The sequence below is a fragment of the Amycolatopsis sp. NPDC004625 genome, from assembly GCF_040609695.1.
Classification (GTDB): domain Bacteria; phylum Actinomycetota; class Actinomycetes; order Mycobacteriales; family Pseudonocardiaceae; genus Amycolatopsis.
Map to the genome: position 1 here is coordinate 20,893 of NZ_JBEXKX010000016.1, position 25,952 is coordinate 46,844.

20 protein-coding genes are annotated in these 25,952 nt (G+C 72.3%); 3 read left to right on the forward strand and 17 right to left on the reverse strand.

The genetic code is table 11. The annotated features are described in order from the left end of the window. Positions 1-4: 4 nt before the first annotated feature. The 12 genes from ABZW17_RS19845 to ABZW17_RS19900 all read right to left on the reverse strand — a co-directional run bounded on the left by ABZW17_RS19845 (position 5) and on the right by ABZW17_RS19900 (position 11,244). Positions 5-472 (reverse strand): hypothetical protein, encoded by a 468-nt coding sequence (locus ABZW17_RS19845; protein ID WP_354815759.1) that lies wholly within the window; start codon positions 470-472, stop codon positions 5-7. 131 nt (positions 473-603) lie between these two features. Further along, positions 604-1,101 carry a hypothetical protein gene (locus ABZW17_RS19850; protein WP_354815762.1) on the reverse strand — a complete coding sequence of 166 codons (498 nt, stop codon included), beginning with the start codon at positions 1,099-1,101 and terminating at the stop codon, positions 604-606. Next, positions 1,098-2,204 carry an MlaD family protein gene (locus tag ABZW17_RS19855; protein ID WP_354815765.1) on the reverse strand — a complete coding sequence of 369 codons (1,107 nt, stop codon included), beginning with the start codon at positions 2,202-2,204 and terminating at the stop codon, positions 1,098-1,100. Before ABZW17_RS19855 ends, ABZW17_RS19850 begins: the two co-directional genes overlap by 4 nt. Beyond that, positions 2,204-3,175 carry an MCE family protein gene (locus tag ABZW17_RS19860; RefSeq protein WP_354815768.1) on the reverse strand — a complete coding sequence of 324 codons (972 nt, stop codon included), beginning with the start codon at positions 3,173-3,175 and terminating at the stop codon, positions 2,204-2,206. The genes ABZW17_RS19855 and ABZW17_RS19860 overlap by 1 nt, the downstream gene beginning before the upstream one ends. Next, positions 3,172-4,170 carry an MCE family protein gene (locus ABZW17_RS19865; protein WP_354815771.1) on the reverse strand — a complete coding sequence of 333 codons (999 nt, stop codon included), beginning with the start codon at positions 4,168-4,170 and terminating at the stop codon, positions 3,172-3,174. The genes ABZW17_RS19860 and ABZW17_RS19865 overlap by 4 nt, the downstream gene beginning before the upstream one ends. Beyond that, a complete protein-coding gene (locus ABZW17_RS19870; RefSeq protein WP_354815774.1) occupies positions 4,170-5,165 on the reverse strand; it encodes an MCE family protein in 996 nt (331 codons plus the stop codon). Before ABZW17_RS19870 ends, ABZW17_RS19865 begins: the two co-directional genes overlap by 1 nt. After that, positions 5,162-6,178 (reverse strand): MCE family protein, encoded by a 1,017-nt coding sequence (locus ABZW17_RS19875; RefSeq protein ID WP_354815777.1) that lies wholly within the window; start codon positions 6,176-6,178, stop codon positions 5,162-5,164. The genes ABZW17_RS19870 and ABZW17_RS19875 overlap by 4 nt, the downstream gene beginning before the upstream one ends. Further along, positions 6,175-7,368: an MCE family protein gene (locus ABZW17_RS19880; protein ID WP_354815780.1), complete on the reverse strand. Its 1,194-nt coding sequence runs from the start codon at positions 7,366-7,368 to the stop codon at positions 6,175-6,177. The genes ABZW17_RS19875 and ABZW17_RS19880 overlap by 4 nt, the downstream gene beginning before the upstream one ends. Further along, positions 7,365-8,180 (reverse strand): ABC transporter permease, encoded by an 816-nt coding sequence (locus ABZW17_RS19885; protein ID WP_354815783.1) that lies wholly within the window; start codon positions 8,178-8,180, stop codon positions 7,365-7,367. Before ABZW17_RS19885 ends, ABZW17_RS19880 begins: the two co-directional genes overlap by 4 nt. Then, entirely contained in the window at positions 8,181-8,966 is a 786-nt protein-coding gene (locus ABZW17_RS19890) for an ABC transporter permease (protein WP_354815786.1), read from the reverse strand. Then, entirely contained in the window at positions 8,963-9,685 is a 723-nt protein-coding gene (locus tag ABZW17_RS19895; RefSeq protein ID WP_354815789.1) for a hypothetical protein, read from the reverse strand. Before ABZW17_RS19895 ends, ABZW17_RS19890 begins: the two co-directional genes overlap by 4 nt. A 5-nt stretch (positions 9,686-9,690) precedes the next feature. Then, positions 9,691-11,244 (reverse strand): DUF6801 domain-containing protein, encoded by a 1,554-nt coding sequence (locus ABZW17_RS19900; RefSeq protein WP_354815792.1) that lies wholly within the window; start codon positions 11,242-11,244, stop codon positions 9,691-9,693. Between the two features lie 252 nt (positions 11,245-11,496). Between ABZW17_RS19900 and ABZW17_RS19905 the strand changes: the two genes are divergently transcribed. Then, positions 11,497-12,426, forward strand: coding sequence for an ATP-binding cassette domain-containing protein (locus tag ABZW17_RS19905; protein WP_354815795.1), 930 nt, complete (start codon positions 11,497-11,499; stop codon positions 12,424-12,426). 11 nt (positions 12,427-12,437) lie between these two features. Continuing rightward, positions 12,438-13,271: an ABC transporter permease gene (locus ABZW17_RS19910; protein WP_354816292.1), complete on the forward strand. Its 834-nt coding sequence runs from the start codon at positions 12,438-12,440 to the stop codon at positions 13,269-13,271. On the opposite strand, the gene ABZW17_RS19915 is transcribed toward ABZW17_RS19910, so the two are convergent. From ABZW17_RS19915 to ABZW17_RS19935, 5 genes are read right to left on the reverse strand one after another with little or no spacing between them, the layout of a single operon-like run. Further along, a complete protein-coding gene (locus ABZW17_RS19915; RefSeq protein WP_354815798.1) occupies positions 13,268-14,374 on the reverse strand; it encodes a nucleotide disphospho-sugar-binding domain-containing protein in 1,107 nt (368 codons plus the stop codon). The two genes, ABZW17_RS19910 and ABZW17_RS19915, sit on opposite strands and share 4 nt — an antisense overlap. Continuing rightward, positions 14,371-15,147: an alpha/beta hydrolase gene (locus ABZW17_RS19920; protein ID WP_354815801.1), complete on the reverse strand. Its 777-nt coding sequence runs from the start codon at positions 15,145-15,147 to the stop codon at positions 14,371-14,373. Before ABZW17_RS19920 ends, ABZW17_RS19915 begins: the two co-directional genes overlap by 4 nt. Beyond that, positions 15,135-15,425, reverse strand: coding sequence for a phosphopantetheine-binding protein (locus tag ABZW17_RS19925; RefSeq protein WP_354815804.1), 291 nt, complete (start codon positions 15,423-15,425; stop codon positions 15,135-15,137). Before ABZW17_RS19925 ends, ABZW17_RS19920 begins: the two co-directional genes overlap by 13 nt. Then, positions 15,422-19,255: a beta-ketoacyl synthase N-terminal-like domain-containing protein gene (locus ABZW17_RS19930; RefSeq protein WP_354815807.1), complete on the reverse strand. Its 3,834-nt coding sequence runs from the start codon at positions 19,253-19,255 to the stop codon at positions 15,422-15,424. The genes ABZW17_RS19925 and ABZW17_RS19930 overlap by 4 nt, the downstream gene beginning before the upstream one ends. Further along, positions 19,249-24,960, reverse strand: a complete 5,712-nt coding sequence (locus tag ABZW17_RS19935; protein WP_354815810.1) for an SDR family NAD(P)-dependent oxidoreductase — start codon at positions 24,958-24,960, stop codon at positions 19,249-19,251. Before ABZW17_RS19935 ends, ABZW17_RS19930 begins: the two co-directional genes overlap by 7 nt. A gap of 206 nt (positions 24,961-25,166) precedes the next feature. On the opposite strand from ABZW17_RS19935, the gene ABZW17_RS19940 reads away from it, so the two are divergent. Further along, positions 25,167-25,952, forward strand: coding sequence for an SDR family oxidoreductase (locus ABZW17_RS19940; protein ID WP_354815813.1), 786 nt, complete (start codon positions 25,167-25,169; stop codon positions 25,950-25,952).

Consider the following 25,952-nt stretch of genomic DNA (forward strand, 5'->3'; position numbering starts at 1 on the left):
ATCCTCAGGCCGCGGACATCCCGGTGACGCGCCACTTCCCGGCGACGCGCTCGGCCGTGACGCTCAGCTGGGCGGCGCCCGTGCTGCGCTGCCCGTCGCCCCTCGTGCCGGTCTGGTCGAGGAACACCAGCAGCGCCGCGCGGTCGCCGTCCAGGAGCTTCACGCCGGCGGTGACGGCGGTCGAGGTGACCACGAGCTTCTGGTCGGCGGCCAGCTTGCGGACCTGGCCGAAGAGCTGTTCGTACTGCGCGAGCGCGGGTCCGGTGAGGACGTCCTTCGCGGCCTGCTCGCTCTTGGCCGGGTCGTCGTAGCGGTAGGAAAACACCGTGCCGAGCGCGGCGCTGATCTGCTTGGCGGCGTCCGCGGTCCCGGCGACGTCGGAAAGCGCGCTGTTGTGCGCAACGACGGCGTTCGTGCTGCGGGCTTCGAGCGTGAACCACCCGGCGAGCCCGGCCATGACGACGGCCACCACCGCGAACACCACCCACGCCCGCCGCCGTCGCCCCGGGGTCGTGAGTGGTAAGGCGGGTTCTAACCCGTCCAAACACTCACGAGCGTGGTGGCGGCCGGCGACCTTGACCGTTCGCTTCTTCGTCGGGACTGTCATGGCGCCTCCCCCACGGGAACCTGGCCGAGCCCGGTGACCCGCCAGCCGTCCGGCCCGCGGGTCAGGTCGGCCTGGAACCGGTTGCGTTTCGTCACCGCGTCCCCGCCCTCCGGCGTGACGACCAGCTCGACCGACGCGATCAGCTTCGCCGTGCCCGCGCCGGTGTCCACTTCGGTCACCGCGGCGTCGGTCACCTTCCCGGTGGTGACGGTCTTCGCCTGGGCGATCCGGTCGAGACTGCCCGGCCGGTCGGCCGCCAGTTCGTCGCGGAGCGGGCCGCCGGAGAGGTCCAGCCAGTGCTGGTACCCGGGTGCCGCCTGCCGGTAGTCCAATGTGGTCAGTCCGGCGACGGCCGTCCGGCCCACCTGCAACGCTTCCTCCCGGACGACCGCGCGCGCGACGCCGTCGTCGTGCGCCGCCTGCCACCAGCTGAACCCCGACCATCCGGCCGCGGCGGTCGCCAAGACCGCGGCCACCACAGCGAAGATCCTCACGGCCGTCCTCCCGGTGCGTTCTGCGAGCCCCGGACGTTCGTCGGGTCGCCCTTCGGCAGCGCGCAGCGCGCGGCCGTGTTGAGCGGGCGGACCGACGTGTCGAGGCCGTTGCGGTACGGCGTCGTGTACCCGGTGGTGCACGGCGGTGGGTCGAAAAAGGTCAGCGACAGTCCGATGTGGACGCCGTCCGGCCGCACGATGGCGCCGGCCGCGGCGACCGCCTCCGGCGCGGTGATCAGCAGCTGCCGGACCCCGTCCTGCCGGGCCTCCAGGACGTCCGCGGTGGTCAGCAGGTTCGCCAGCAGGACGCCGAGGTCCGGGCCGGCGTCGCGGATCAGCGCGCTGACCTCGTTAGCGGCCGCGGGGACCGCGGGGATGAGCGTGCGCAGGTCGCCGTCGGACTGCTTCAACGTCGACGCGAGCAGCTTCGCGTTGGCCCCGAAGTCGCGGATCGCGCCCGCCTGCTGCACCTGCGTGTCGAGCACCGTGTGCGCGTCGGTGACGAACCGGGTCAGCGGGGCGACGTGCGCGCTCGCCGCCTGGACGAACTCGATGCCGCGGCCGATCAGCTGGTCCAGCGCCGGACCGGCGTCGGAGGTCGCGTTGTACAGCTCGTCGACGACCGTGCGCAGCGCCGGTTTGGGCACCGACGCGGCGAAGGTGTCCACTGTCGACAAAACGACGTCGACCGGCAGCGGGATCTTCGTGTCCGCCTGGGTGATCACCGAACCGTCGTGCAGCTTCGGCCCGCCGTCGGCGCGCGGCCGCAGGTCGACGTACTGCTCGCCGACGGCCGACCGGTCCGCGACGACGGCTTCGGTGTCGGCCGGGACCGGTGTGGTGCCGGCGTCGATCTCGAGGTCGGCCTCCATCCCGGCCGGTGTCAGCCGCAGTTCCCCGACGCGGCCGATCGGCACCCCGCGGTAGGTGACCTCGGCATTGGTGAAGATGCCGCCACCGGTCGGGAACTGCGCCCGCACCGTGTAGCCGCGGTCGAAGAACACCTTGTCGAGGCCGGCGTAGGTGGCCCCGACGTAGGCGACGCCGACGACGGCGATGACGACGAAGATCGTCACCTGGACGCGCACGAACCGGGTCAGCATCAGTGGCCCGCCTTGAGGAACCCGTTGAGGTAGTCGCCGCGGATCGTGTCGAGGGCGGCGTCCGGGAACGGGAAGGTGAAGATCATCTCCATCGCCTTGGGGAGCTTGTCGCCGGAGTCGGCCAGCCGCCGCAGCAGGGGTTCGAGGGCCTTCAGGTCGGCCACCAGGTCGTCCTTGCTGCGGTTGACCGTGTCGACGGCGACCGTGGTCAGGCCGTCCAGCGACTTGAGCATGTCGACCAGGGCGGTCCGCTGCTGGTTGAGCACGCCGATGCCCGGCGTCAGGCCGTTGAGGGTGGTGGTGATCTGGCCGGTGTGCGCGTTGAGCGTCGCCGCGAGCTTGTTGACGCTCTCGATGGCCCGCGTGATTTCGTTGCGGTGCTCGTCGAGGCCCTGGACGAACGTGTCCAAACTGGACAGCAGGCTGCGCGCGGCCGTTTCGCGGCCGCCGAGGGCGTCGTTGAGCTGGTGGCTGATGTTCTGGACCTGCGCCACCCCGCCGCCGTTGAGCAGCAGCGAAAGCGCGCCGAAGACCTCCTCGATCTCGGGCGTCAGCGTGGAGCGGTCGAGGGGGATGGACGCGCCGTCGAGGAGCCGGCCCGACGGTGTCGCGTCGTCCGGCGGGGCCAGTTCGACGAACTTCTCACCGAGGATGCTGGCCTGCCGCAGCCGGGCGACGGCGTTGCCGGGCAGGTCGACGTCGCCGTTGAGCAGCAGGTCGACGACCGCGCTGTGCCCGTCCGGCGCCAGCTCGACCTTGACGACCTGGCCGACCGGGACGTCGTTGACCTTGACCCCGGACTGCGGCACCAGGTCGAGGACGTTGGTGAAGCTCGCGGTGACGTGGATCGGGTGGTCGCCGAGCGCGGCGCCGCCGGGCAGCGGGATGTCGTAGACGCTCACCCCGCTGCCGCAGCCGGTCGTCACCAGCGCGAGGGCGACGACCGCGGCGAACTTGACCGGGGACTTCATTTCTGCTCCGGGAATTCGAGGAGGTTGCCGCGGCCGTCGATGGTCCCGTTCGCCCGGTCGTAGGCACCCAGGAGGTTCGACAGCGCGTTCGGTGCCGCGGTGAGCGCCTCGGACAGCGAGTCCTTCTGGTTGACCAGCACCTTCGTGACGTCGGCCAGCTTGTCCACATCGGACTGCACCTTGCCGCGGTTGTCCTTGATGAACGTCTGCACGACGCTCAGCGCCTGGGTCAGCTCGGTCAAGGCGCCGGAGAACTGGTCGCGCTGGTCGGCCAAAACCTTGCTCAGCGAAGCGATCTGCGAGATCGCCTGCTTGACCTGCCCGTCGTTCGCGGCGAGCATCGCGGTGAACTTGCTGATGTTGTCGACCGAGGAGAACAGGTCGTCCTTCGAGTCGCTCGCGGCGCGGGCGAACTCGCCGAGGTTCCTGATCGCCGTGCCGATGGTCTGCCCGGTGCCGCTCAGGTAGTCCGCCGACCGGGTCAGGACCTCGCTGACCGCGCCGTCCTTGTTGGCGCCGTTCGGGCCGAGCGCCGACATCAGCTGGTTGAGGCTGTGCAGCAGGTCGTCGACCTCGACCGGGGTCGCGGTGCGCTCGCGCGGGATCGACGAGCCGTCCGCCAGCGTGGGGCCGCCGTGGTAGACCGGCGTGAGCTGCACGTACCGGTCGGCGACCAGGCTCGGCGTGATGACGACGGCCCCGGCGTCCGCGGGCAGCTGAACCCCGGGCTTCAGCGTCATCGTCACCTTCACGTCGGTCCCGTTAGGTTCCACTTTGGACACCGAGCCGATCGCGACGCCGAGTACGCGCACGTCCGAGTTCGGGTAGATCCCCACCGCGGCGGTGAAGTACGCGTACAGGGTGCGCTGGGCGGGCGCGGTGACCACCGGCCACGCCGCCGACACCCCGAGCGCGAGCACGACGCCGAGCGTCAGCGCCCGCTGTCTCGTCCGCCGTCGCGCCGCCGCGCCCAGGTCGAGCAGCTGGTGGGCCATCAGCGTCCCCCGTTCTTCGGCGGCTGGCAGCTGCCCGGCGTGGTGCCGGTCGGGATCAGGCCGCAGATGTAGGTGTCGATCCACCGGCCGTTGCCGACGGCGTTGCCGAGCAGCCGGTAGAACGGGCCGGCCAGGCGGAGGCTGTCTTCGAGCTTGCCCTGGTTCCGCTGCAGCACGGTGGCCACGCGGTCGAGCTGGTCCAGCGCCGGGCCGAGCGTCTTCTGGTTCTCGGCGACCAGCCCGCGCAGCTGGATCGAGAGGTTCTTGATGCCGCTGAACAGCTGGGCGATCGCGTCCTTGCGGGCGTTGAGTTCGGTGAGCAGCGTGTTGCCGTCGCGGATCAGCGCCTCGATCTGGCCGGAGCGTTCACCGAGCGTCTTCGACACCTGGTTGGTGTTCTGGAACAGCTTGACCAGCTCGTCGTCGCGCGATGCCAGCGTCTGTGACAGCGCGGCAATGCCGTTGAAGGCCGTCTTGACGTCGCTGGGAGCGGACGCGCCGAGGGTGTCGGACAGCACGCGGAACGCTTGGGCAAGCTGGTCGGTGTCGATGGCGCCGACCGTGCTCGCCAGGTCGTTGAAGACCGCGGTGACGTCGTAGGGCGAGCTCGTGCGCTCGGCCGGGATCGGCTGGTCGGGGTTCAGCTCGCCGTTGCCGACCGGGTCGAGCACGAGGTTCTTCTGGCCCAGCAACGTCTTGATCTTGATCGCCGCGGTGGTCCGGTTGCCCACCCACGTGTCGCGGACCCGGAACAGCACCTCGACGTGGTCGCCGGCCAGCCGCACGTCGGTGACCTCGCCGACCTTCACCCCGGCGACGCGGACCTCGTCGTCCGGCCGGAGCCCGGCGGCCTCGCGGAACTCGGCCCGGTACGTCGTGCCGCCGCCGACGAGCGGCAGGTCGTCGGAGAAGAAGGTGGCGCTGCCGACCAGCGCCATGACCAGCGCGGTCACCGCGCCGACGGCGATCGGGTCGCGGCTGCGGAAGGGTTTCACCGGCACCTCGCAGCCGTCACGGGGATGCCCGGCGGCGGTCCGCCGGGCGCGGGTTTCGCGTCGGTCTTCACCGAGCACAGGTAGAAGCTCGCCCACGAGCCGTAGGAGAAGAGCGTGCCGATCCGGTCGAGCTTCTTCGGCAGGTTGTCGACGAACTGCTGGAACACCGGGGTGTTGTCGGCCAGGTTCTTCGACAGGTCGCCGAGTGCGGTGATGCTGTCCTTCAGCGGCTGACGGCCCTGTTCGAGCAGGCCGGCCGTCGCGGTGGTCAGCTCGCCGAGGCCGCCGATGGCCTGCCCGATCGGCTTCGCGTCCGCGGCCAGCCCGGTGACCAGCTGCGCGGTCGTGTCGACGAGCGTGTCGAACTGGTCGCCCTGGGCGTTCAGCGTGTCGAGCACGGTGTTGAGGTTGCCGATCACCTGGCCGATGAGCGCGTCCTTGCCCGCCAGGGTCGAAGTGAGCGACGCCGTGTGCCGCAGCAGGCTCTCGATCGTGCTGCCCTCCCCCTGCAGCACCTGGATGATCTCGAACGACAGCTGGTTGACGTCGTTCGGCGACAGCGCCTGGAAGAGCGGTTTGAAGCCGTTGAACAACGCGGTGAGGTCGAGCGCCGGAGTCGTCCGTTCGAGCGGGATTTCCGCGCCTTCGGCCAGCGTCGGCGAGGTGTCGGTGGCACCGGGGTCGATCGCCAGGTACCGCTGCCCGACCAGGTTGCGGTAGCGGATGGTGACCGAGGCCGACGCGGTGAGCCGGTGCGCGCGGCCGACCGAGAACGCGACGTCGGCCAGGCGGTGTTCGACGACCCGCACCGAGTCGACCTGGCCGATCCGGACGCCGGCCATCCGGACCTCGTCGCCGGGGTTGACCGAGGTCGCGTCGGTGAACCGGGCGGTGTAGCCGATCGTCGCCCCGACGTCGGAGTTGGCGATCGTGATCGCGAGCACGGCCGTCGCGGCCGCGGTGACCAGGAAGAAGATCAGGCCCTTGACGGCGGGGCCGACGACGCTCCTCATCGGACGGTCACCTCCGTCCCGCGCAGCGCCGGTCCGATGAGGACACTGCTCCAGTCGGGCACGTCACCCAAGGCCGGCCGCAGGAGTTCGGCGACGAGCCGGCGCTCGCCCGCCGAGTTCGCGGGCCCCAGGTCACCGTCGGCGGCCGCCGGGGCACCACCACCGCCGTAGCACTTCGGGCCGCCGGTGGCGTCGAACCGCGGGGTGTCACGGCCGGGCACGTACTTCTCGCGCGGGTCCTGCACGGTGAGCGTCACGTGCAGGCCCGGTTCGTTCGTGCCCTTGCCGAGGGCCTTCTCCATCAGCGGCTTCAGCCGGTTGACGGCGTCGAACAGGCACGGGAACTCCGGCGAATACCGCGACAGCAGCTCCAGCGTGGGCCGGCTCGCGGCGGAGACGCCGATCAGGTTGTCCTTGTTCTTCCGCAGGAACTCGTTCAGGTGGCCGGTGGCGCTGGTGACGCTCGTGTAGAGGCTGTCGAGGTCGGCACGGGTGTCCACAATGGTCTTCGCCGTGGTCGAGAGGTCGGACAGCGCCTGGAGGATGTCCGGCGCGGCACCGGTGTAGACGTCCGCTGCGTTCGCCAACCCGGTGACGTCGGCCTTGAACTGCGGCATCAGCGGGTTCAGCCGGCCCAGGAGGTCCTGCAGCTGGACGATGCTGTCGCCGAGCGGTTTCCCGCGGTTGTCGAGGGCCTGCGAGATCGCGCCGAGCGAACTGTTCAGCTTCTGCGGCTGGACCGCGCGCAGCAGCGGCAGCAGGTCGCCGAGGACGCGTTCCAGCTCGATCGCGTTCGTCGAGCGGTCCTGCCCGATGACGTCCCCGGCCCGCAGTGTCCCTTGTGGACTGACCGGCAGCACGAGGTTGACGTACCGCTCGCCGAACACCGTCTTCGGCAGCAGCCGCGCGGACACGTTCTCCGGCAGCAGCCCGATCTTCGCCGGGTCGAGCGCGAGGTCGATCTCCGCGCCGGTGCGCGTGCTGCGCACCGCCCGGACCTCGCCGAACGGCACGCCCTTGACCTTGACCTCGGCGGTCGGCGCGAGCTGGTTGCCGACGCGGTCCGCCCGCAGCGTCACCAGCTCGGCGTCGTCGAAGTCCTTGTCGTAGATGGCGACCGCGAGGTAGCCGAGCAGGACCAGCACGCCGAGGAAGGCGACCCCGGCGAGCTGTGTGCGGAACCGGCTCATCCGGACACCTTCACCGTGGTGGTCGCGCCCCAGATGGCCAGGGACAGGAACAGGTCGAGCACGCTGATCAGCACGATCGACGTCCGCACGGCCCGGCCCACCGCGACGCCGACGCCGGCCGGGCCGCCGCTGGCGCGGTAGCCGTAGAAGCAGTGGGTCAGGATCACCCCGACGCTGAAGACGAGCACCTTGCCGAACGACCACAGGACGTCACCGGGTGGCAGGAACAGCGTGAAGTAGTGGTCGTAGGTGCCGCCGGACTGTCCGAAGAAGACGACCGTGGTGAGCCGCGAGCCGAGGTAGGAGATCAGCAGCCCGACGACGTACAGCGGGACGATGGCGATGAACCCGGCGACGATCCGGGTGGTGACCAGGTACGGCATGCTGCGCACGGCCATCACCTCGAGGGCGTCGATCTCTTCGGAGATCCGCATGGCGCCCAGCTGCGCGGTGAACCCGCTGCCCACAGTGGACGAAAGCGCGAGCCCGGCGACGAGCGGCGCGATCTCCCGCGTGTTGAAGTACGCGGTCAGGAACCCCGTCATCGCCGAGATGTTGATCTGGTTGAGCGCGCTGAACCCCTGCAGGCCCACGGTGACACCGGTGAACACGCACAGGCCGACCATCACGCCGATCGTGCCGCCGATCACCGCGAGCGCGCCGCTGCCGAACGTCACTTCGGCCAGCAGGCGCACCACTTCGCGGAAGTAGCGGGTGACGGCGAGGGGGACGGCCGCGAGCGCGCGGACGTAGAACAGCAGCTGGTCGCCGAGGTCGAACAGCCGGTCGCCGGGTTTGCCGAGGAGCGTCACTCAGGTTCCCTTCGCCGGGACGAGCTGCAGGTACAGCGCGGTGAGCACGGTGTTGACGAAGAACAGCAGCAAGAACGTGATGACGACGGACTGGTTGACGACGTCGCCGACGCCCTTGGGGCCGCCCCGGGGGTTCAGGCCGCGGTAGGCCGCGACCACCCCGGCGAGGTAGCCGAAGATGACGGCCTTGATCGAGCTGACGACCAGGTCCGGCAGCTGCGCGAGGGCGTTGAAACTGGCCAGGTACGCACCGGGCGTCCCGCCTTGGACGATGACGTTGAAGAAGTAGCCGCCGAGCACGCCGACCACGCTGACCAGGCCGTTCAGCAGCACGGACACGCCGACGGCGGCCTGCACCCGCGGCACGACCAGCCGGTGGATCGGCGAGACGCCGAGCACCTCCATCGCGGCGATCTCCTCGCGGATGCTGCGCGCGCCGAGGTCGGCGCAGATCGCGCTGCCGCCCGCACCGGCGATGATCAGCGTCGTCACGATCGGGCTCGCCTGCTGCACGACGGCCAGCACGCTCGCCGCGCCGTTGAACTGCTGGGCGCCGATCTGGCTGGTCAGCGACCCCAGCTGCAGGGAGATCACCGCGCCGAACGGGATGGACACCAGGATCGCCGGCGCGATGGACACGCTGGCGATGAACCAGAACTGCTGGACGAACTCCCGCACCTGGTACGGGCGGCGGAGCATGGCGACCAGGACGTCGAGGCCCATCGCGCACATCCGGCCGAACTCGCGCAGGCCGTTGACCGCGCGCTCCTGCAGCTGGATGGTCATGGCTTGCACCCGCTGCTGAAGCAGCGCAATCGGAGGTTCGAGACGAATGTGTTGCCGGGTCCCGAAACCAGGCCGGTGAGCAGGCGGCTGACGTCCTCGTGCCCGACGCACCCGGCGAACGGCGGTGCGGTGAAGGTCGACGTCACCTTCACCGGCGGGGCCGGCAGGGAGATCGGCACCAGCGCCTTGATGGTGACCGCCGCGGGCTGGGCCGTCCGGCAGCCGGGGCCGACGTCGAGGGGCCGGCCGTCCACTTTGACGTCCGAGAGCTTGATGAACACCTTGGCGGTCACATCCGTATCGGCGCAGATGGTGGTCTGGGTGGCCTTGCAGTCCTTGTCCTTGCCCGTGTGGACGGTGGCCGTGCCGGCCGCGTCGCCGTCCGGGACGATTTCGACCCGGCCGGTGGTGGCCATGAACCGGAACGCGACGAAGTAGCCGTCCGCGGGCGGGATGGCGAGCTTGCCGGTGATCGGCACGGTGCTGGTCAGGCCGCCCAGGAAGCCGTCGAACGTGCCCGGTGGGAAGGCGATGTCGGAGCCGAGCTTGGCCACGTGGCTCGTGGTCGGCTGCTGCGCGTCCCCGAGGGTGAAGCCGAACGGGATCTGCGTTGCCGCCTGGGGTGCCGGGGCGTCCCCGCCCGGCGCGGCTTGCGCGGCACCGAGCGAGAACGCGGCCACTGCCAGCACGAGCGGCAGAGAAGAACGGATCAGCTTCATCGAGTTCACTTCTTGGTGAGGGTCACGTCCAGCTTGTTGCCGGGGCCGGAGGTGATTCCGGTGATCAGACCGGTGAGGAAACCGCAGCCGGTGAACTGCGGGATGCCGTAGGTCGCGGTGAGCTTGCCGCCCTTGAGCGGGTCGAAGCCGGGTGCCGACGTCAGCGGCACGTCCGCGGGCTTGACCGTGTGGCACGACTTCGACGACAGGATCGGGAAGCCGAACACGCGGACCTTGGTGAGCTGGACGTCGACCTGCGCGTTGGCCTTGACCGCACCGGCGGTGAGCGTGCCGTTGATCGCGCCGACCTGGGCCAGCTTCACCGTCGCGGACGCCGGGATGAAGCCGAGGACGCGGAAGTACACATCGGACTTCGGCAACGCGAGCTGGGCGCCGAACTTGCCGGAGGCCGCGTCGAGCTTCGCGTCCAGGGTGCCCGGGCCGAGGGGCAGCGTGGCGTGCAGCTGCTTGAGGGCCGACTTGCCCTTGACCGAGTACTTGACGTCGATGCCGCCCGGCGGGGTCGACGTGGTGGTCGTCGTCGGGGTGGTCGGTTGCGTGGTCGGGGTCGTCGGCGTGGTCGGCTCGGTGGTCGGGGTGGTCGGTTCTGTGGTCGGAGTGGTCGGCTCGGTGGTGGGGGTCGTCGGTTCCGTGGTCGGAGTCGTGGGTTCCGTCGTCGGCGTCGTCGGTTCCGTCGTGGGAGTCGTCGGCTCGGTCGTCGGTGTCGTCGGCTCGGTGGTCGGAGTCGTCGGCTCGGTGGTCGGAGTCGTCGGCTCAGTCGTGGGAGTCGTCGGTTCCGTGGTCGGCGTCGTGGGCTCCGTGGTGGGAGTCGTCGGCTCGGTGGTCGGCGTCGTCGGTGCCGTCGTCGGGGTCGTGGGCTCCGTGGTCGGGGTCGTGGGTGTGGTGGGCGTCGTGGGGGTGGTCGGCGTCGTCGTGCCGCCCGCCGGCTTGATCTCGAACGTGCCCAGCTGCTGGTTCTGGCCCGGGACGGCGACGCAGTCCGAGGTGAACGTGCCGAGGTCGGTCGGCTGGCCGTCCGCCGTCCGCGGCGTCATCGTGGTGCTGAAGTTCCCGACCGTCACCGACGCCGTGCCCGGGCTCGGGAACGTCACCGCCGGGGCCTTGCCGCTGCTCTTGACGTGGAACGCGCCCGACGGCGGCACCGGCGTCGAGGCGATCGCCAGCGGCAGGTTCAGGTTCAGCGTCTTGTCGACCGGGTACTTGAGCACGGCCGCGGCCTTGGCCGAGCCGTCCAGCGAGGTGGCGCCGACCAGCGCGAGGCCCTCGGTGGCGGTCTCCGGCACGGTGACGTCGACGTCGAAGGTGATCGGCGTCGACGAGGCACCCGCGACGGCGTTGTCCGGCAGGTTGGTGTCGATCTTCACCGACAGCACCTGGTCGCCGATGAGCGGGAACGGGCAGTTGTAGTTGAGCGTCAGGCTCACCGGGGCGGCCTGGGTCGGGCCGGCGCCGACGAGCGCGACCGCCGCCGCCACGCCCGCGGCGGTCACGACGGCCAGACCGTAGGCGGGCTTTCTCGACTTCCACGAAAACTTCACGGCTCGTCACCTCGGGAAATGGGGGAATTTCGGCAAAGCTACCTCCGCGTTTCCGGCGGAACAAGCGGCCGCCGATTCTTTGTCACGCGCATGGCATCGGCCCGTCCCCGAACGATCACGCAGGTCAGGGCTTATCACGCGGAGACGAATCCATTCCGCGAAAATTGTCATGCGTACGGCGGGTGGTGACGATCTTCTTGCCCGGGAACACCTCGTCCCGATACCTTTTCGCAGGCAAGGAAAGGAGCGGCCATGTCCCAGCCGGTCATCGCCGTGACGGACCTCGAGAAGAAGTACGGCGCGGTCACCGCGCTCGCCGGGATCGGCCTCACCGTGGCCCGGGGCACGGTGCTGGCGGTCCTCGGCCACAACGGCGCCGGGAAGACCACGCTGATCGACATCCTCAGCACGCGGGTGCGGCCGAGCTCGGGCAGCGCCCGGGTCTGCGGCTACGACGTCGTGCAGCGCGGCCGCGCGGTCCGGCGGCGGATCGGCGTGACCGGGCAGTTCGCCGCGGTCGACGACACGCTGTCCGGCCGCGGGAACCTCGTGCTGATCGCCCGGCTGCTGGGCGCGAAACCGCGGCAGGCCCTCGCGCGGGCGGCCGAGCTGGTCGCCGCGTTCGGCCTCGAAGACGCGGCCGACCGCCCGGCGGGCACGTATTCCGGCGGCATGCGGCGGCGGCTGGACCTGGCCGCGGGGCTCGTCGGCGCGCCGCAGGTGCTGTTCCTCGACGAGCCGACCACCGGCCTCGACCCGGTGAGCCGGGCCGGGCTCTGGGCGATCGTCGAAGACCTCGCCGCGCGCGGCACCACCGTCGTGCTGACCACGCAGTACCTCGAGGAGGCGGACCGGCTGGCCGACCACGTCGTCGTCCTCGGCTTCGGGCACATCACCGTGTCGGGAACGCCGGCGCAGCTCAAGGCCCGGCTCGGCACCCGCACCGCGACCTGCACGTTCGGCACCGAGCTGGCGTTGCGGCGCGCGGTGGACGCGCTGGCGCGCCTGGGGCTCGCGGCCGGGCGCGCCGGGCTGGTGCTCACCGTGCCGCTGTCCGGCCCGGGCGACATCCCGGTGCTGGTCCGCGCCCTCGACGCGGCGGGCGCACCGCTGCGGGACCTGACGGTGACCGAGCCGACGCTCGACGACGTCTACCTTTCGCTGCACCGGACGGCATCGTGACCCGGTTCCCGATGGCCCAGGCCCGCCACCGCGCGGCGGTGGCCGCCCTCGGCGACCCGGCGGCGTGGCCGGAAGCCGGCTTCTGGACCCAGGTCCGGGTCCTGGCGGCCCGATCCCTGCGCACGGCGTTCGGCGACCGCCGGCTGGTGTTCTTCGGGCTGTTGCAGCCGGTGGTGCTGCTGGTGCTGTTCAGCCAGGTGTTCAGCGGCGTCGGAGAGCTCCCGGGGGTGGCGGCGTACCAGGGTTACGTGAACTTCCTGGTGCCGGCGACGCTGGTCAACATCGCGATGACGACGGCGATGAGCTCGGGCGCGGGCCTCCTGGCGGAGATCTACGGCGGCTTCACCGGGCGGTTGCGGTGCCTGCCGATCTCGCTGTTTTCGGTCCTGGTGGCCCGGACGCTGGCGGACGCCGCGCGGCTGGGTGTCCAGTTGGCGGTGACGGCCCTGGCGAGCGTGGTGTTCCTGGACTTCCGCCCGGCGGGCGGAGTGCTGGGCCTGAGCTTGGCGTTGGCGTTGACGTTGGTCGTCGGCTGGTGCCTGAGCTGGGTGTTCGTGGCGATCACGACGTGGCTGCGCAAGGCGGAGACGTTGCAGGCGGCGTCGTTCGTGGTGATGTTCCCGCTGATGTTCTCGTCGAGCGCGTACATGCCCCTGGACACGATGCCGGCGTGGGTCCGAGCGGTGTCGGCGGTGAACCCGCTGACGTACGCGATCGACGCGACCCGGGCGTTGGCTTTGGGCCGCCCGATCGGCTGGTCGGTGCTGACGGCGGTGGCGATCGCCGCGGTGGCCGCGGTAGTGGGCTCGGTGCTGGCGGCTCGGACGTTCCGCAACCGCGGCTAACCCAGCGCCTCCAGGTGGTCGGCCGCCTCCTGGGCACCGCCCGCGGCCGCGAACGACTTGCGGATCTTCTCCGCGCCCGGCGCATACCCCGGAGCCGCTTCGATCGCCTTGCGGATGTCCGCCGCCTTCGCGCGGTCGAAACGCAACCTCACCCCCGCCGACGCCGCCACCACCTGCTGGGCCAGCATCGACTGGTCGTCCCGGATCGGCGCGACCACCAGCGGCACCCCCGCCGACAACGCCTCGCACACCGTGTTGTGGCCGCCGTGGCAGACCACCACCGAGGCCCGCGAAAACACCGCCACCTGCGGGATCCGCCGGGCCAGCAGCACGCTCTCGCTGACCAGCGAGCCCGTCGGGTCGACGACGAGCCCCTGCACGCCCGGCATTCCGGCCAGCGCGTCCACGCTCTCCGCCAGGAACCGGGAGCCCGCCGAGTCGTTCGACGTCCCCAGCGTCACCACCACCAGCGGCCGATCGTCCACAAGGGACCACTCGCCCGATGCCGCGGGCAGGGCCGGGCCGACGTACGACACCGGCACCGCCAGGCGGCACTCGCCGGCCAGGGCGCGGGTGGTGAACGCCAGCACCAGGTGCGGGGAGAACCGCAGGTCCCCCAGCAGGACGCCGTGCCGGGCCCGCAGGCCGGCCTGGAGATCGGAAACCCAGGACGCGATCTTCGGCAACGTCCCCAGCGGGTCGGCCAGCTCGGTGGACGTCGACGCCGACGTCGCCCACGGCCGCCCGCAGCGGGCCGCCACCAGCGCGCCCGCCATCGCCTGCTGGTCCACCACGACCACGTCCGGCTCGAAAGCCGCCACCGCCGACGAAACCCCGGGCACCATCGCATCCGCCAGCGGGACCAGGTACGACTCCCACAGGAACTTCAACGCGGCGAACCCGCGCAGCCCCGGCGGCCGCAGGGACAACGAGAACGGCGCCGAACCCCCGGCCGGGAACACGCGTCCGGAGACCAAAGTGGACAGCAGCGGCTCCGGGCCGCACCAAGCCACCGAATGGCCGCGCGAGGAAAGCACCGCAGCCACCCCGCGCAACGGCGCCACGTGCCCGGCCAGCGGCGGCACCACCAGCAGGAACCTCACGCGGCGTGCCGTTCGATCCACTTCAGCACCAGCGCACGCACCTCCCGGTGCTGCTCCACCAGCACCGAATGCCCCTGCCCCTCGAACACGTGCAGCTCGCCGTTCGGCAGCAACGACGTGCACGCTTCGAGATCGTCGGCCTGGTAGCCGTGACTGCCCAAAATGGACAGCACCGGGCAGCCGATGGCCGCCACCTGGTCCCAGGTCAGCAACGGGCCGAGCGGGACCTCCTCGGCCATCTTCGTCGACGTGATCCGCTCGGCCGCCATCCGCGCGAGCCGCCGGTGGTGCGCGCTGAAGTTGGCTTCGATCCAGTCGAAGCTCTCCTCCACCTGCAGGAACCGCACGGTGTGCGCGAGGATCGCGCTCATCTTCTCCGCCCACACTTCCGTCGCCGGCTCGGACTCGATGCACACGATGCTGCGAACCCGGGAAGGGTGAGCCACGGCGTAGCTGTAGGCCAGCGTGCCGCCGAAGCTGTTGCCCACCAGGTGCACCGGCCGGTCGACGCCGAGCTGCCGCAGCAGGTCGTCCAGGTCGGCGACGAAGTCCCCGAGGGTGTAGCCGCGCTCCGGCCGCTCGGTCTTGCCGTGCCCGCGCAGGTCGTAGCTGATCACGTCGATGCCCGCGGCCGCGACCGGCGGCGCCAGCGTCAGGTAGAAGCTCGCCAGGCTGTCGGTGCCCATGCCGTGCAGGAACACCACGGTTTCGGTGCCGCCGGCCGGCACGAGCTGCACGTTGGTGCGCAGCCCGTTGACGGTCATCGTGGGCACGTGCGCTCCCCCACGAACCGGGCGATGTCGCCGACGGTCAGCCCGATGACGTCGTCGAGGTCCTGCTCCGCCAGGTATTCGGCGAGGTTGACGTCCGCGCCGAAGTGCTCGGCGAGGATGCTCGCGAAGGTCACCAGGTCGATGCTCTCCAGCTGCAGGTCCTCGTGGAACGTCGTGCCGGGGGTGATTTCGGTGCCGAGCACGTCGGCGTCCCCGACGAGCTCGGCGAGCAGCTCGGCGACGACGTCGAAGGTGGCGGACGCGTGGTCGATGGTCATGAAGTGCTCCTGATTCGTGCGATGGCGGTGTCGCCGTTGAGCTCGACCGAGACGGCGAAGGGCGGCAGGTCCCGGTGGTGGCCGGACACCGTGCCGTCTTCGTGGACGCGGATTTCCGCCGGGTAGACGGGTTCGCCGAGGCGCGCCCGGACGGCGTCCTTGACGGCGATCCGCTTCAGCAGCCAGCCGCGCTGCTGCCGCGGCGGGACGGCGGCGAACTCCGCGCGTTCGGCCGCGCTGAGGTGGATCCCGGCGTAGATGTCCCGCGCGGCGACCGTCGGCCAGCGGTCGGTGACCGCGACCGAACCGTCGGCCCGGCGCTCGCCGAGCAGGTGCTCCGCCGGGAAGGCGTAGACGCGGTGGGCCGCGCGGTCGCAGGGGAACCGGACGTCCCGCCAGCCGTCGATGCGCGCCAGCACCCGGCCGTCCCGCACCAGCTCGGCGTCCATCTCGAGGACGTCCGGCCGCGGCAGCCGGACCCGGACCAGGCACCCGACCCGCGTCCCGGCGGCCGGTTCGGGGCCGTGCCAGGTGAGCCGGCCGATCGAGCGCGGGAACGCGAGCAGGGCGTCGGACCGGGTCGCCATCAGCCAGCAGCCGAGCAGCTGGCCGACGTTGTCGAGCAGGCCGCCGGGTGCTTCCGGGACGACCAGTTCGCCACGGATGTGCTGCTCGCCGAGCCCGGTCAGCCGGGCCAGGCCCTGGTACGCCGGGCCGTGGAACATCTCGCGCCGCGCGTAGATTTCGGCCGCGGTCAGCGGCGGCGCGGTCTCCGGCCCGGGTACCTCGGTCCGCGACGGCGGCGGGGCGAACGTGCCCAGTTCGATGGTCATCAGGGCGTATGGTCCGATTTCGACGGTCACGTGGTCGCCCTCGCGGCTCAGCGACAGCGGCACCCGCTGGGCCGGGGTCGCGATCAGCCACCGCGAGAACACCGCGTCCCGCACCGCGACCGCGGTCGTGCCCGGCCAGGCGCGTTCGGCGGCCCGGCAGGCGAGGTCGACCAGGGTCGTCGCGGGTACCACCGGGCGGAAGTCCGACTCGTCCGGCCAGTCGTCGCGCTGGCGGAAGAACCGGTGGTCACGCAGGTACGGCATGGCCGCGAGCGAGACGTCCACAGTGGACTCGGACCGCCGGTGCGCGGCCGCGACGACGTCCGCCGCGGCCCGGCGGGTTTCGGTGAGCAGGGCGGTGAACTCGGCGACGATCGCGTCCGGCACCCCGGCGGGCAGCTCCGGCGGCGCTGCGGCGTCCAGCAGTCCGCGGGCCGACTTTCCCAGGGACAGCAGGGGGTTTCCGGTGGTGAGCCGGATGCGCCGGGGTTCCAGCGCCGCGAAGTCCGGGTCGCCGCCCTCGGTCCACAGCGCGGTGGCCAGGCGCCGCAGCTGCGCCAGCCCGGGCCGGGTGCCCGACGCGGCCGCGACGACCAGGTGCCGCCGCTCGCCCAGCGTGTCGGTGACGAACGACCCGAGCTGACCGGCGCCGACCTGAACGAACACGCGGAACCCGGTGTCGTGCAGCGCCTCGGTCAGCTCCCGGAACCGGACCGGGCGCAGCAGGTGGTCCAGGTAGAGCCGGCGGACGCCGTCCGGGTCCGCGGGGTACGGCCGCGCGGTCGTCGCCGACCACACCGGCAGCTTCGGGGCCCGCAGCTCCAGGTCCGCGACGAGCCGGGCGAAGGGCTCGAGGTGCGGCCGCATCAGCGGGGTGTGGAAACCGGACCGGAACGGCAGGGTCGTGGCCACGATCCCCTGGTCACGGCAGGTTGCCGCGAAGTCCGCGACGGCGTCCGGCGGGCCGCACACGATGGTCTGCCGCGCCGCGTTTTCGTGGGAAACGACCAGGTCAGCGGAGAGCAGCCCGGCCACGCGCGCCGCCGGGGCGCCCAGCACGAGGTAATCCGCTTCGGGCAGTTCGAAGCCGTCCGGCCAGTACCGCGCCAGCGCGTCCGGCGCCGCCCGGTACATCCCGGCGGCCTGCATCGCGGTCCACTCCCCGACGCTGTGCCCGGCCAGGGCGTCCGGCCGGACCGCCAGCCGCCGCAGGACGTCGTCGAGCAGCAGCCCGGCCGCCGACACACTCGCCGCGCGGTCGAGCACGTTCGCCGTCGACCACTGTGGACGGTCGAGGCCGAAGTGCCCGGCCACGTCGTCGAGACGCGGTTCGCCGCCGGCCTCCAGTCCCGGGTGGACGAACACCGTCTTCCCGGCCGGCAACAGCGGATCGACGCTGCACCAGAGGTCGCCGCCGCCGTGCCACGGCCGTCCCTCGGCGGCCACCTTGGCGAGCACGCGGCGGGCCGTGGCGAGCTTGCGGTCGTCGGCGCCGACGATGCCGAGCCGGCAGGGTCCGGCGCCTTCGCCGGGCTTTTCGAGCTGCTCCAGCAGTTCCTCCGGCGTGCGCGCGGCCAGGCGCAGCACGCGTTCCGGCTCGTCGACGCGCACCCGCCGCTTCGGCGCGGGGTCGCCGGCTTCGAGCACGACGTGGGCGTTCACCCCGCCGAAGCCGAACGCGTTGACCGCGGCCACGCGCGGCAGCGCGCCCCACGGCTCGGCCTCGGCCAGCACCCGGAACCGCGTCTTGTCCAGCAGCGGGTGGGGGTCGGCGCAGTTGAGCGTCGGCGGCAGGACGCCGTGGTGCAGCGCGAGCGCCACCTTGACCAGCCCGGCGACCCCGGCGGTCGGCAGCGTGTGCCCGATCATCGACTTCACCGAGCCGATCACCGCGCGCGGCCCGCCGGCCGGGCCGAAGACGTCGGCGACGGTGGTCAGCTCCGCGGCGTCCCCGGCGGGCGTGGCCGTGCCGTGGGCCTCCAGGAGGCCGATGTCCGCGGGATCGCGGCCCGCCCAGGCGCGGCGCAGGGCGAGGGTCTGCCCAGCCACGGACGGGCTGAGCAGGCTCGCACCCCGGCCGTCGCTCGACGTGCCGCTGCCGCGGATCACGGCGTACACGCGGTCGCCGTCGCGCCGGGCGTCGGCCAGCCGCCGGAGCACGACGATCGCGGTGCCCTCGCCGATGAGCATGCCGTCGGCGGCGCGGGACAGCGGGCTGATCCGCTGGCTCGGCGACAGCGCGCCGAGCTGGGTGAACAGCGACCAGAGCGTGTCGTCCTGCGTCTGGTGCACCCCACCGGCCAGCACGGCGTCGCAGCGACCGCGGGTCAGCTCGCCGATCGCCTGGTCGACGGCGACCAGCGAGGACGCGCAGGCGGCGTCCACTGTGTACGCCGGGCCGCCGAGGTCGAGCCGGTTGGCCACGCGGGCCGCGGCGAGGTTCGGCACCAGCCCGGCGGCGGTCTCGGGCCGGAACTCGCCGAGGGGTTCGAGCAGCGCCGTCCGCAGCCGGTCGAGGACGTCCGGCCCGGCCGACGGCATCAGCTCGCCGACCGTGCGCGTGATCTGCCGGACGGTCCGGACCCGCTGGTCGAAACCCTGCAACCCGGGCGAAAGGTACCCGCCGCGGCCGAGCACGACGCCGATCCGTTCCGGGTCGCCGAGCCGGCCGAGGCCCCCGGCGTCGCCGACCGCGGTCACGGCGACGGCCAGCGCCGTCAGCTGGTCCGGCTCGGTGCCGTCGAGCGACGTCGGCGGGACGCCGTGGGCGAGCGGGTCGAAGTCGAGGGTGTCCGGGGTGAAGCCGCCGCGGCGGCCGTGGGTGCGGTCCGGCGCGACGCCCTCGCGACCGTGGAACCCGGGGTCACGGCGGTGCGGCGGGACCTCCGTGACGGCGTCGGTGCCGGCCACCAGGTTGCGCCAGTACTGGTCCACTGTGGACGCGCCGGGCAGGAACACGCCCATGCCGACGATGGCCACCGGCTCCTGGGTCACCACAGCGACGCCGTGTACAGCACCGACCGGTCGGTCCCGTAGGCGAGTTCGCGCAGCAGGGCCGCGGTGGCCTCGGCCGGGTCGAGCAGGCCGATGTCCCGGCGTTCGTACTCGCGCGCGAGCTCCGGCGACACCATGCCGGCGTGGTCGCCGTCCGGCGCCCACGGTCCCCAGTGGACGGTCACGGCCCGGCCGGCCCAGTTCGCCCCCATCGTTTCGAGGGCGTCGTTCGCGGCGGCGTAGTCGGTCTGGCCACGGTTGCCCAGCACCGCGGCGATGCTGCCGAAGAACGCGACGAACCCGGGCTCGGTCTCGAGCGCGTCGAGCAGGGCGGCCGCACCCTCCACTTTGGTCTCGAAGACGGTCCGGAACGACTGCTCGTCCTTGTCCGCCATCAGCTTGTCGTCGAGCACGCCGGCGGCGAAGACGACACCGTCGAGCCGCCCGAGGCTCTTGACCAGCTGGTGCACCGCCTCCGAGTCGCGCACGTCGAGTTCGTGGTACGCGGGGTGGCCGCCGGCGGCGCGGATCTCGCCGAGGGTCCGGCCGATCTCGCGCTGGGCCAGCACGGTCCGCACCCGGCGTTCGATGTCGGCCACCGCGCCACCGCGACCGGCCAGCACCGCCCGCATCGCGGCCGGGTCGGCGGGCAGGTCGTCGGGCTCGCCGGGCCACGGGGTGCGTCCGGCCAGCTCGATCCGCGCACCGGAGGCGGCGAACGCGATCGCCGCGCGGGCGGTGATCCCGCGCGCCCCGCCGAGCAGCAGCACCACGGATTCCGGTCCGAGGCCGAGCGCGGCGAGCTCACCCCCGCCCGGCCCGGCGCCGGCGTAGGCGATCGACGGGAGGTCGGCGGCCCGCGGCTCGATCGTGAACCGGCCCCCGTCGTCGTGGCCGACGACCGGCGGGCCGTCGCTGAGGGCCTCGTCGACGAGCACCTTCGCGATGTCCTGCGTGGCCTCGACGAGCCGCGTCACGCCGTCGCGTTCGAGCGCGGCCGCGCGGACCAGGCCGCGCAACCCGGGGATGCCCGGTCCGGCCGCCACCAGCACGGTGCCGCTCAGCGCCTTGAGCAGCGTGAAGACCTCCGGGACGCTGCGCCCGGCGGCCGGCACGACGGTGATGTCCGCGTCTTCGCCGACGATCTTCGCCCCGGCGCGGCTGAACGCGGCGCGCACGGCGTCGTCGCCGTCGAGGACCGTCACGGACTTGCCGTGCAGCCGTGCGGGATCGGGGTCGAGCGGCACCGGGACGCGTTCGAGCCGGTACCGGCGGGGGGCGGCGGCCGGGGGTGCCGGGGAGAGCCAGCTTTCGAGGTGCGCGGCCAGGGCGTCGGCCGTGCGGTCGCGGCTGAGCTGGTCGGTGCGGTCGTCGGCGGGCAGGCCCAGCCGGCTCAGCAGCGTCCCCGCGATCTCGGTGCGTTTGATGGAGTCGATCGAGAGGTCGGCTTCGAGGTCGAGGTCGACGGCGATCATCTCGGCCGGGTAGCCGGTCCGTTCGCTGATGACGCCGATCACGGTGCTCAGGACGTCTTGCTGCGTCGTCTCGGCCACGGGTTCCGGCCGGGGTTCCGGCTGCGGCTCGTCAACGACCACCGGCACCGGCGCGGGTGCGCTGCTCCCGAGGTAGCCGAGCATGACCTCCCGCTGCGCGGCGACGAGCTCGCGGGTGGTGCGCAGGAAGTCGACGATCGCCTGGTCACGGCCGGTGGGCTGGGTCATGGCGGTACTCCGGATTCGTCGGGCCGGGGGCAGGGCGGGTGCGTCGGCGCCGGGCGCGCGGGCGGACCGCCCGTCGACGGCCCAGGCGGTACCGGGCGGTGCGGGCCGCGGCGGCCGCGTCAGCCGTTCGGTCCGGACGTCGACGCCGGCTTGCGCGAGGGTCTTCAGGGCGGTCAGGAAGCCGTTGAGGTCCGGGCCGCAGGCGACGACGGTGTGCGGGCGGTCGCCGAGGATTTCCTCGACCAGCCGGGACAACACGCGGCCGGGGCCGGCTTCGACGAAGGTCCGGGCACCGGCGGCGTACATCGCTTCGATCTGGTCGAGGAAGCGGACCGGGGCGCCGATCTGCGCGGCGAGTTCGGTCTTGACGTCGGTGTACGGTTCGGCGGTCCGGTTCGCCCACACGGGACGGTGCGGTGGATCGATCCTCTCCCGCGCGAGATCGGCCGCGAAAAGGTCCGCCGCGGGGGCGACTAGCGGGCTGTGGAAGGCGCAGGCGACGGGAATCCGCCGGGCGGAGATGCCGGTTTCCCCGAGCCGCCGAACGGCCCGTTCGACGGCAGCGACCGGTCCGGAAAGGACGACCTGTTCGGGCGCGTTGTGGTTGGCGACGACGACATCCGGGCCGATGAGGGTGGCGGTGAGGGCATCCCGGTTCGCCTTGACGGCGGCCATGGCGCCGGGTTTCGCGACCTCGGCGATGGCTTGCGCGCGGGCCCGGCTGAGGCGGAGGAGGGTCTCGGTGTCGAAGGCCCCGGCGACGGAGAGGGCGACGAGTTCGCCGTAGGAGTGCCCGGCCAGGAAGTCGGGACGCACGTCGAGTTGGGCGAGCAGTTCCGCGACGGCGATCTCGACGAGCCCGAGCGCCGGCTGGGCGACGCGGGTGTCGGTGAGGGCGGCTTCCTGCGCATCGAGAGCCTCGGCGGTGAAGGCTTTCGCCGGAAAGGCCGTGGCGGCGACATCGGGGGCGAGCCGGAGGACCTCGGCGAGTTCGGGGAAGTGGACGAAGAGGTCGGCGAGCATGCCGGGGCGCTGGCTGCCCTGGCCGGGGAAGAGGAAGGCGACCTTGCCGGGATCGGCATCGTGGCGTCGAATACCGGCGACGGTCTGTTCGGCTTCCGGCGCCCAGTCCCGCAGCCCGTGCCGCCGGTCCGGGGCCACCGGTGCCGCCGCGACCACCGCGTGGAAGTTCGTCCCGCCGAAGCCGAATGCGCTCACCCCCGCCAGCCGTGCCGGTTCGGGCCAGGGCCGGGCCGACGTCGTGAACGTGAACGGGCTCGCCGTCGCGTCCCAAGCCGCGTTCGGGCTGGTCAGGTGCCGGGTCGGCGGGACCACCTCGTGCCACAGCGCCATCGCCGCCTTGATCAGCCCGGCGAGGCCCGCCGCGCACTTCGTGTGGCCGATCTGGCTCTTCACCGACCCCAGCGCACAAGCGCCCGGCCGCGCTCCCGCCTCCGTGAAGAACTCCGTCAGCGTCCGCAGCTCGGTGGCGTCGCCGACGACCGTTCCCGTTCCGTGGGCCTCCACCAGCCCCACTTCGGCCGGGGACACCCCCGCGTCCCGGTAGGCGCGCGCCAGTGCGCGGCGCTGGCCCTCCGGGCGGGGCGCCGTCAGGCCCAGCGCCTTGCCGTCGCTGGCCGCGCCGACTCCCTTGACCACCGCGTAGATCCGGTCGCCGTCGCGTTCCGCATCGGACAGTCGCTTGAGGACCAGGCACGCCACGCCCTCGCCGAGCGCGATGCCGTCCGCCGCCGCGTCGAACGGGCGGCAGCGGCCCGTCGGGGACAGCGCTCCGGCCGAGGTGAACATCAGGTAGTCGTGGATGCCGTTGTGCAGGTCGACCGCGCCGCAGAGGACCAGCGAGCTGGTGCCCGCCCGCAGTTCCTTGGCGGCGAGGTCGAGCGCGGCCAAGGACGACCCGCACGCGGCGTCCACCGTGTAGTTCGCGCCGCCGAGGTCGAGGCGGTTGGCGATCCGGCCGGAGATGACGTTGGCCAGCGTGCCCGGGAAGCTGTCTTCGGTCGGCTCGGGCAGCTGGGCGAGCAACTCCGGCGGCACCTCGTCGAAGTAGCCGTCGAGCAGGGACCGCAGGGCGCCCGCGTTCGCCAGGTCACCACCCGCCTCCGCGCCGAACACGACGCTCGTGTGCTCGCGGTCGAAGTCCCGCTCGGCGTACCCGGCGTCGGCCAGCGCGCGGCGCGCGGTCTCCAGCGACACCAGCTGCGCGGGGTCGATGCTGCCCATCGCCGACGGCGGGATGCCGAATTCCAGCGGGTCGACGTCGAGGGCGGGCAGGAACCCGCCCCACCTCGACGTCGACTGTCCGAAGTAGACGTCCGGGTCCCAGCGGTCGCGGGGGACTTCGGTGACGGCGTCGTCGCCGCGCAGGACGTTCGACCAGAAGGCGTCGAGGTCGCGTGCGCCGGGGAACGTGCAGGCCATGCCGATGATCGCGATGTCACGGGAGTTCTCCGCGACCGCCTCTTCCGGGCGGGCGAACGTCTGCCCGGCGGTGACCTCGCGGTGCAGCTCGGCGATCGTCGTCCGGCGGTCCCGGAGGACGGCGACCTGGCCGGCCAGGTACATGCCTTCTTCGAGCTGAGTGGCCGCGTCGAGTGGCTCGCCGTCGCGGCGGACGCCCTTGCTCGCGACGCGCAGCCGTCCGGTGTTCAGCTCCTCCAGCCGCTGCCACGCTTCCGGTGTCGCGCCGAGACCCGCCTTGACCTGCTCGAACTCCGCCGTGTACGGGCTGGGCAGGCACCGCGTGCGGTGGCCCGGGGCGGTCTCGAGCGTCACGGTCGTGACGGCGGCGAGCGCGCGTTCCTGGAACAGGCCGGTGATGGCCCCGTGTTCCACGGCTTCTTCGGTGAACAGGTACGCCGTGCCCATCAGGACGCCGACGGCGTCGAGCGGTTGCGCCATCGCGGCGACCACGGCGGCCGAACGGGCGTCGTGGATCCCGCCCGCGAAGAGCACCTCGACGTCCTTCGCCGCGCCGAGGACGGCCAGCTGTTCCTCCCACAGCTCGAAACTGGCCCGCGGGCCGATGTGGCCGCCGCATTCGGCGCCCTCGAAGACGAACCGGCGGATCCCGGCGTCGAGGTACTGGCGGAGCAGCACCGGCGACGGCACGTGCAGGAACGTTGCGATCCCCTCGGCTTCCAATGCCTTGGCCTGGCCCGGTTTCCCGCCCGCGACCAGCACGCACCGCGGCCGTGCGGTCCGGATCGCGGCGAGCTGGGCGGCCCGCAGGTCGTCGGGTACGAAGCCGAGGATGCCCGCGCCCCAAGGACGTTCACCGAGCCGCTCGGCGGTCCGGGCGAGCAGGTCGGTGGTGCGCGCGCCGTTCGCCGTGGCCACCGCGACGAACGGGAACCCGCCCGCGTCGGCGACCGCGGCCGCGAAGCCCGGCTGGTCGCTCACCCGCGTCATCGGGCCCTGGACGACCGGCAGCGGCGTCCCCAGCGTCCGGCACAGCCGCGTCCCGAGGGTCGGCGCCGGCACGTCTGCCCCGACGATCCGGCGAACATCCTCTGTGGACCGGACGACGACTCCGGCGGCACCTCCGGCGAGCGCACCCACCGCCGTCCGCGGCCCGGCCACGCTGCCCCACACCGGGACGTCGAAGGCGCCGAGAAGCTGTTGCAGCAGAACGAAGTCACTCAGGTCGCCACCGCGGGTCACCAAGCCGAGCGCGCCGCCGCGGACCGCCTCGGCGGCCGTGGCCAGGTCCGCGACTTCGGCGAGCGCTCCCGCCCACGGCCCGTGCGTGCGGACGGCGAAGGCCGCACCGGCGGGCAACGGGCCGTCCGTGCGGACCCCGTAGGGCACGCGCACCCGGGCCGCGACCAGCCGGAGGTCGGCCGGATCGGCGCCGTCGAGGACGCCGAGGCCACCGTCGCGTGCGATGGCGGCGACCTCGCCGGGACCACCGACTCCCAGGCACCGCAGCCGTCGAGCGTGCGACGGCGGGACGAGCTCGGCCATCGGCGGGACCTCCTGTACGCGGGGCGTTGCGATCTTCAGGAATAACGCACCGGATACCTGAAACGCAATAGTCGTGCTAACGTGCAAAACCGTGCCACCAGGCACGATCACCGCCCCGACCAGCACTTTTATCACCTGCATCGCAACCGGAAAATACATTTCCCGCACGCAGGTGACAATTCGAACCCGATATTTCTGGAGCCCGCGTGGAACTGACCGGACGCGTGGTCGTGCTGACCGGCGCGGCACACGGAATCGGGGCCGCCATGGCCCGCCGCTTCGCCGCGGAAGGGGCGGCCGGCGTGGTCGTGTCCGACGTGGACACCCCAGGCGCCGAGCGGGTGGTGGCGGAGATCGCGGCCGCGGGCGGCCGGGCCGTCGCGGTGGCCGCCGACGCGACGTCCAAAAAGGACCTCAAGGCGCTGGTCGCGACGGCCCGCACCGAGTTCGGCCGCATCGACGTGTTCTGCGCCAACGCGGGTGCGGCGTTCGGCACCGGCGTGCACGCGGCCGACGAGCAGTGGCAGAGGTCCTGGGAGATCAACGTCATGCAGCACGTCCACGCCGCCCAGGCCGTGCTGCCCGCGATGCTGGCGCGCGGCGAGGGCTACCTGCTGATCACGGCGTCGGGCGCCGGCCTGCTCGGCATCCCCGGCGACGCGCCGTACTCGGTCACCAAGCACGCGGCCGTCGGCCTCGCCGAGTGGCTGGCGATCACCTACCGGCCACGCGGGGTGCGGGTCAGCGCGCTGTGCCCGCTCGGGGTCCGGACGGCGCTGCTCGAACCCGGCATCGCGGCCGGCCACCCGGCGGCGCTGGCCATCGCCGCGGCGGCCCCGCTCATCGAGCCCGACGACGTCGCCGAGGCGGTCGTGCGCGGGCTCGGCACCGAGGAGTTCCTGATCCTGCCGCACGAATCGGTGCGGGAGTCCTTCGCCCGCAAAGCCGGCGCGGTCGACGCGTGGATCGACGAGATGGCCGTGGGAGGCTGA

What these genes read in the sequence shown, in the direction of transcription:
- ABZW17_RS19860 (WP_354815768.1), bottom strand. Translation starts at nt 3,175, where the DNA reads ATGAAGTCCCCGGTCAAGTTCGCCGCGGTCGTCGCCCTCGCGCTGGTG.
- ABZW17_RS19905 (WP_354815795.1), top strand. Translation starts at nt 11,497, where the DNA reads ATGTCCCAGCCGGTCATCGCCGTGACGGACCTCGAGAAGAAGTACGGC.
- ABZW17_RS19910 (WP_354816292.1), top strand. Translation starts at nt 12,438, where the DNA reads ATGGCCCAGGCCCGCCACCGCGCGGCGGTGGCCGCCCTCGGCGACCCG.
- ABZW17_RS19875 (WP_354815777.1), bottom strand. Translation starts at nt 6,178, where the DNA reads ATGAGGAGCGTCGTCGGCCCCGCCGTCAAGGGCCTGATCTTCTTCCTG.
- ABZW17_RS19895 (WP_354815789.1), bottom strand. Translation starts at nt 9,685, where the DNA reads ATGAAGCTGATCCGTTCTTCTCTGCCGCTCGTGCTGGCAGTGGCCGCG.
- ABZW17_RS19865 (WP_354815771.1), bottom strand. Translation starts at nt 4,170, where the DNA reads ATGGCCCACCAGCTGCTCGACCTGGGCGCGGCGGCGCGACGGCGGACG.
- ABZW17_RS19880 (WP_354815780.1), bottom strand. Translation starts at nt 7,368, where the DNA reads ATGAGCCGGTTCCGCACACAGCTCGCCGGGGTCGCCTTCCTCGGCGTG.
- ABZW17_RS19890 (WP_354815786.1), bottom strand. Translation starts at nt 8,966, where the DNA reads ATGACCATCCAGCTGCAGGAGCGCGCGGTCAACGGCCTGCGCGAGTTC.
- ABZW17_RS19925 (WP_354815804.1), bottom strand. Translation starts at nt 15,425, where the DNA reads ATGACCATCGACCACGCGTCCGCCACCTTCGACGTCGTCGCCGAGCTG.
- ABZW17_RS19855 (WP_354815765.1), bottom strand. Translation starts at nt 2,204, where the DNA reads ATGCTGACCCGGTTCGTGCGCGTCCAGGTGACGATCTTCGTCGTCATC.
- ABZW17_RS19935 (WP_354815810.1), bottom strand. Translation starts at nt 24,960, where the DNA reads ATGGCCGAGCTCGTCCCGCCGTCGCACGCTCGACGGCTGCGGTGCCTG.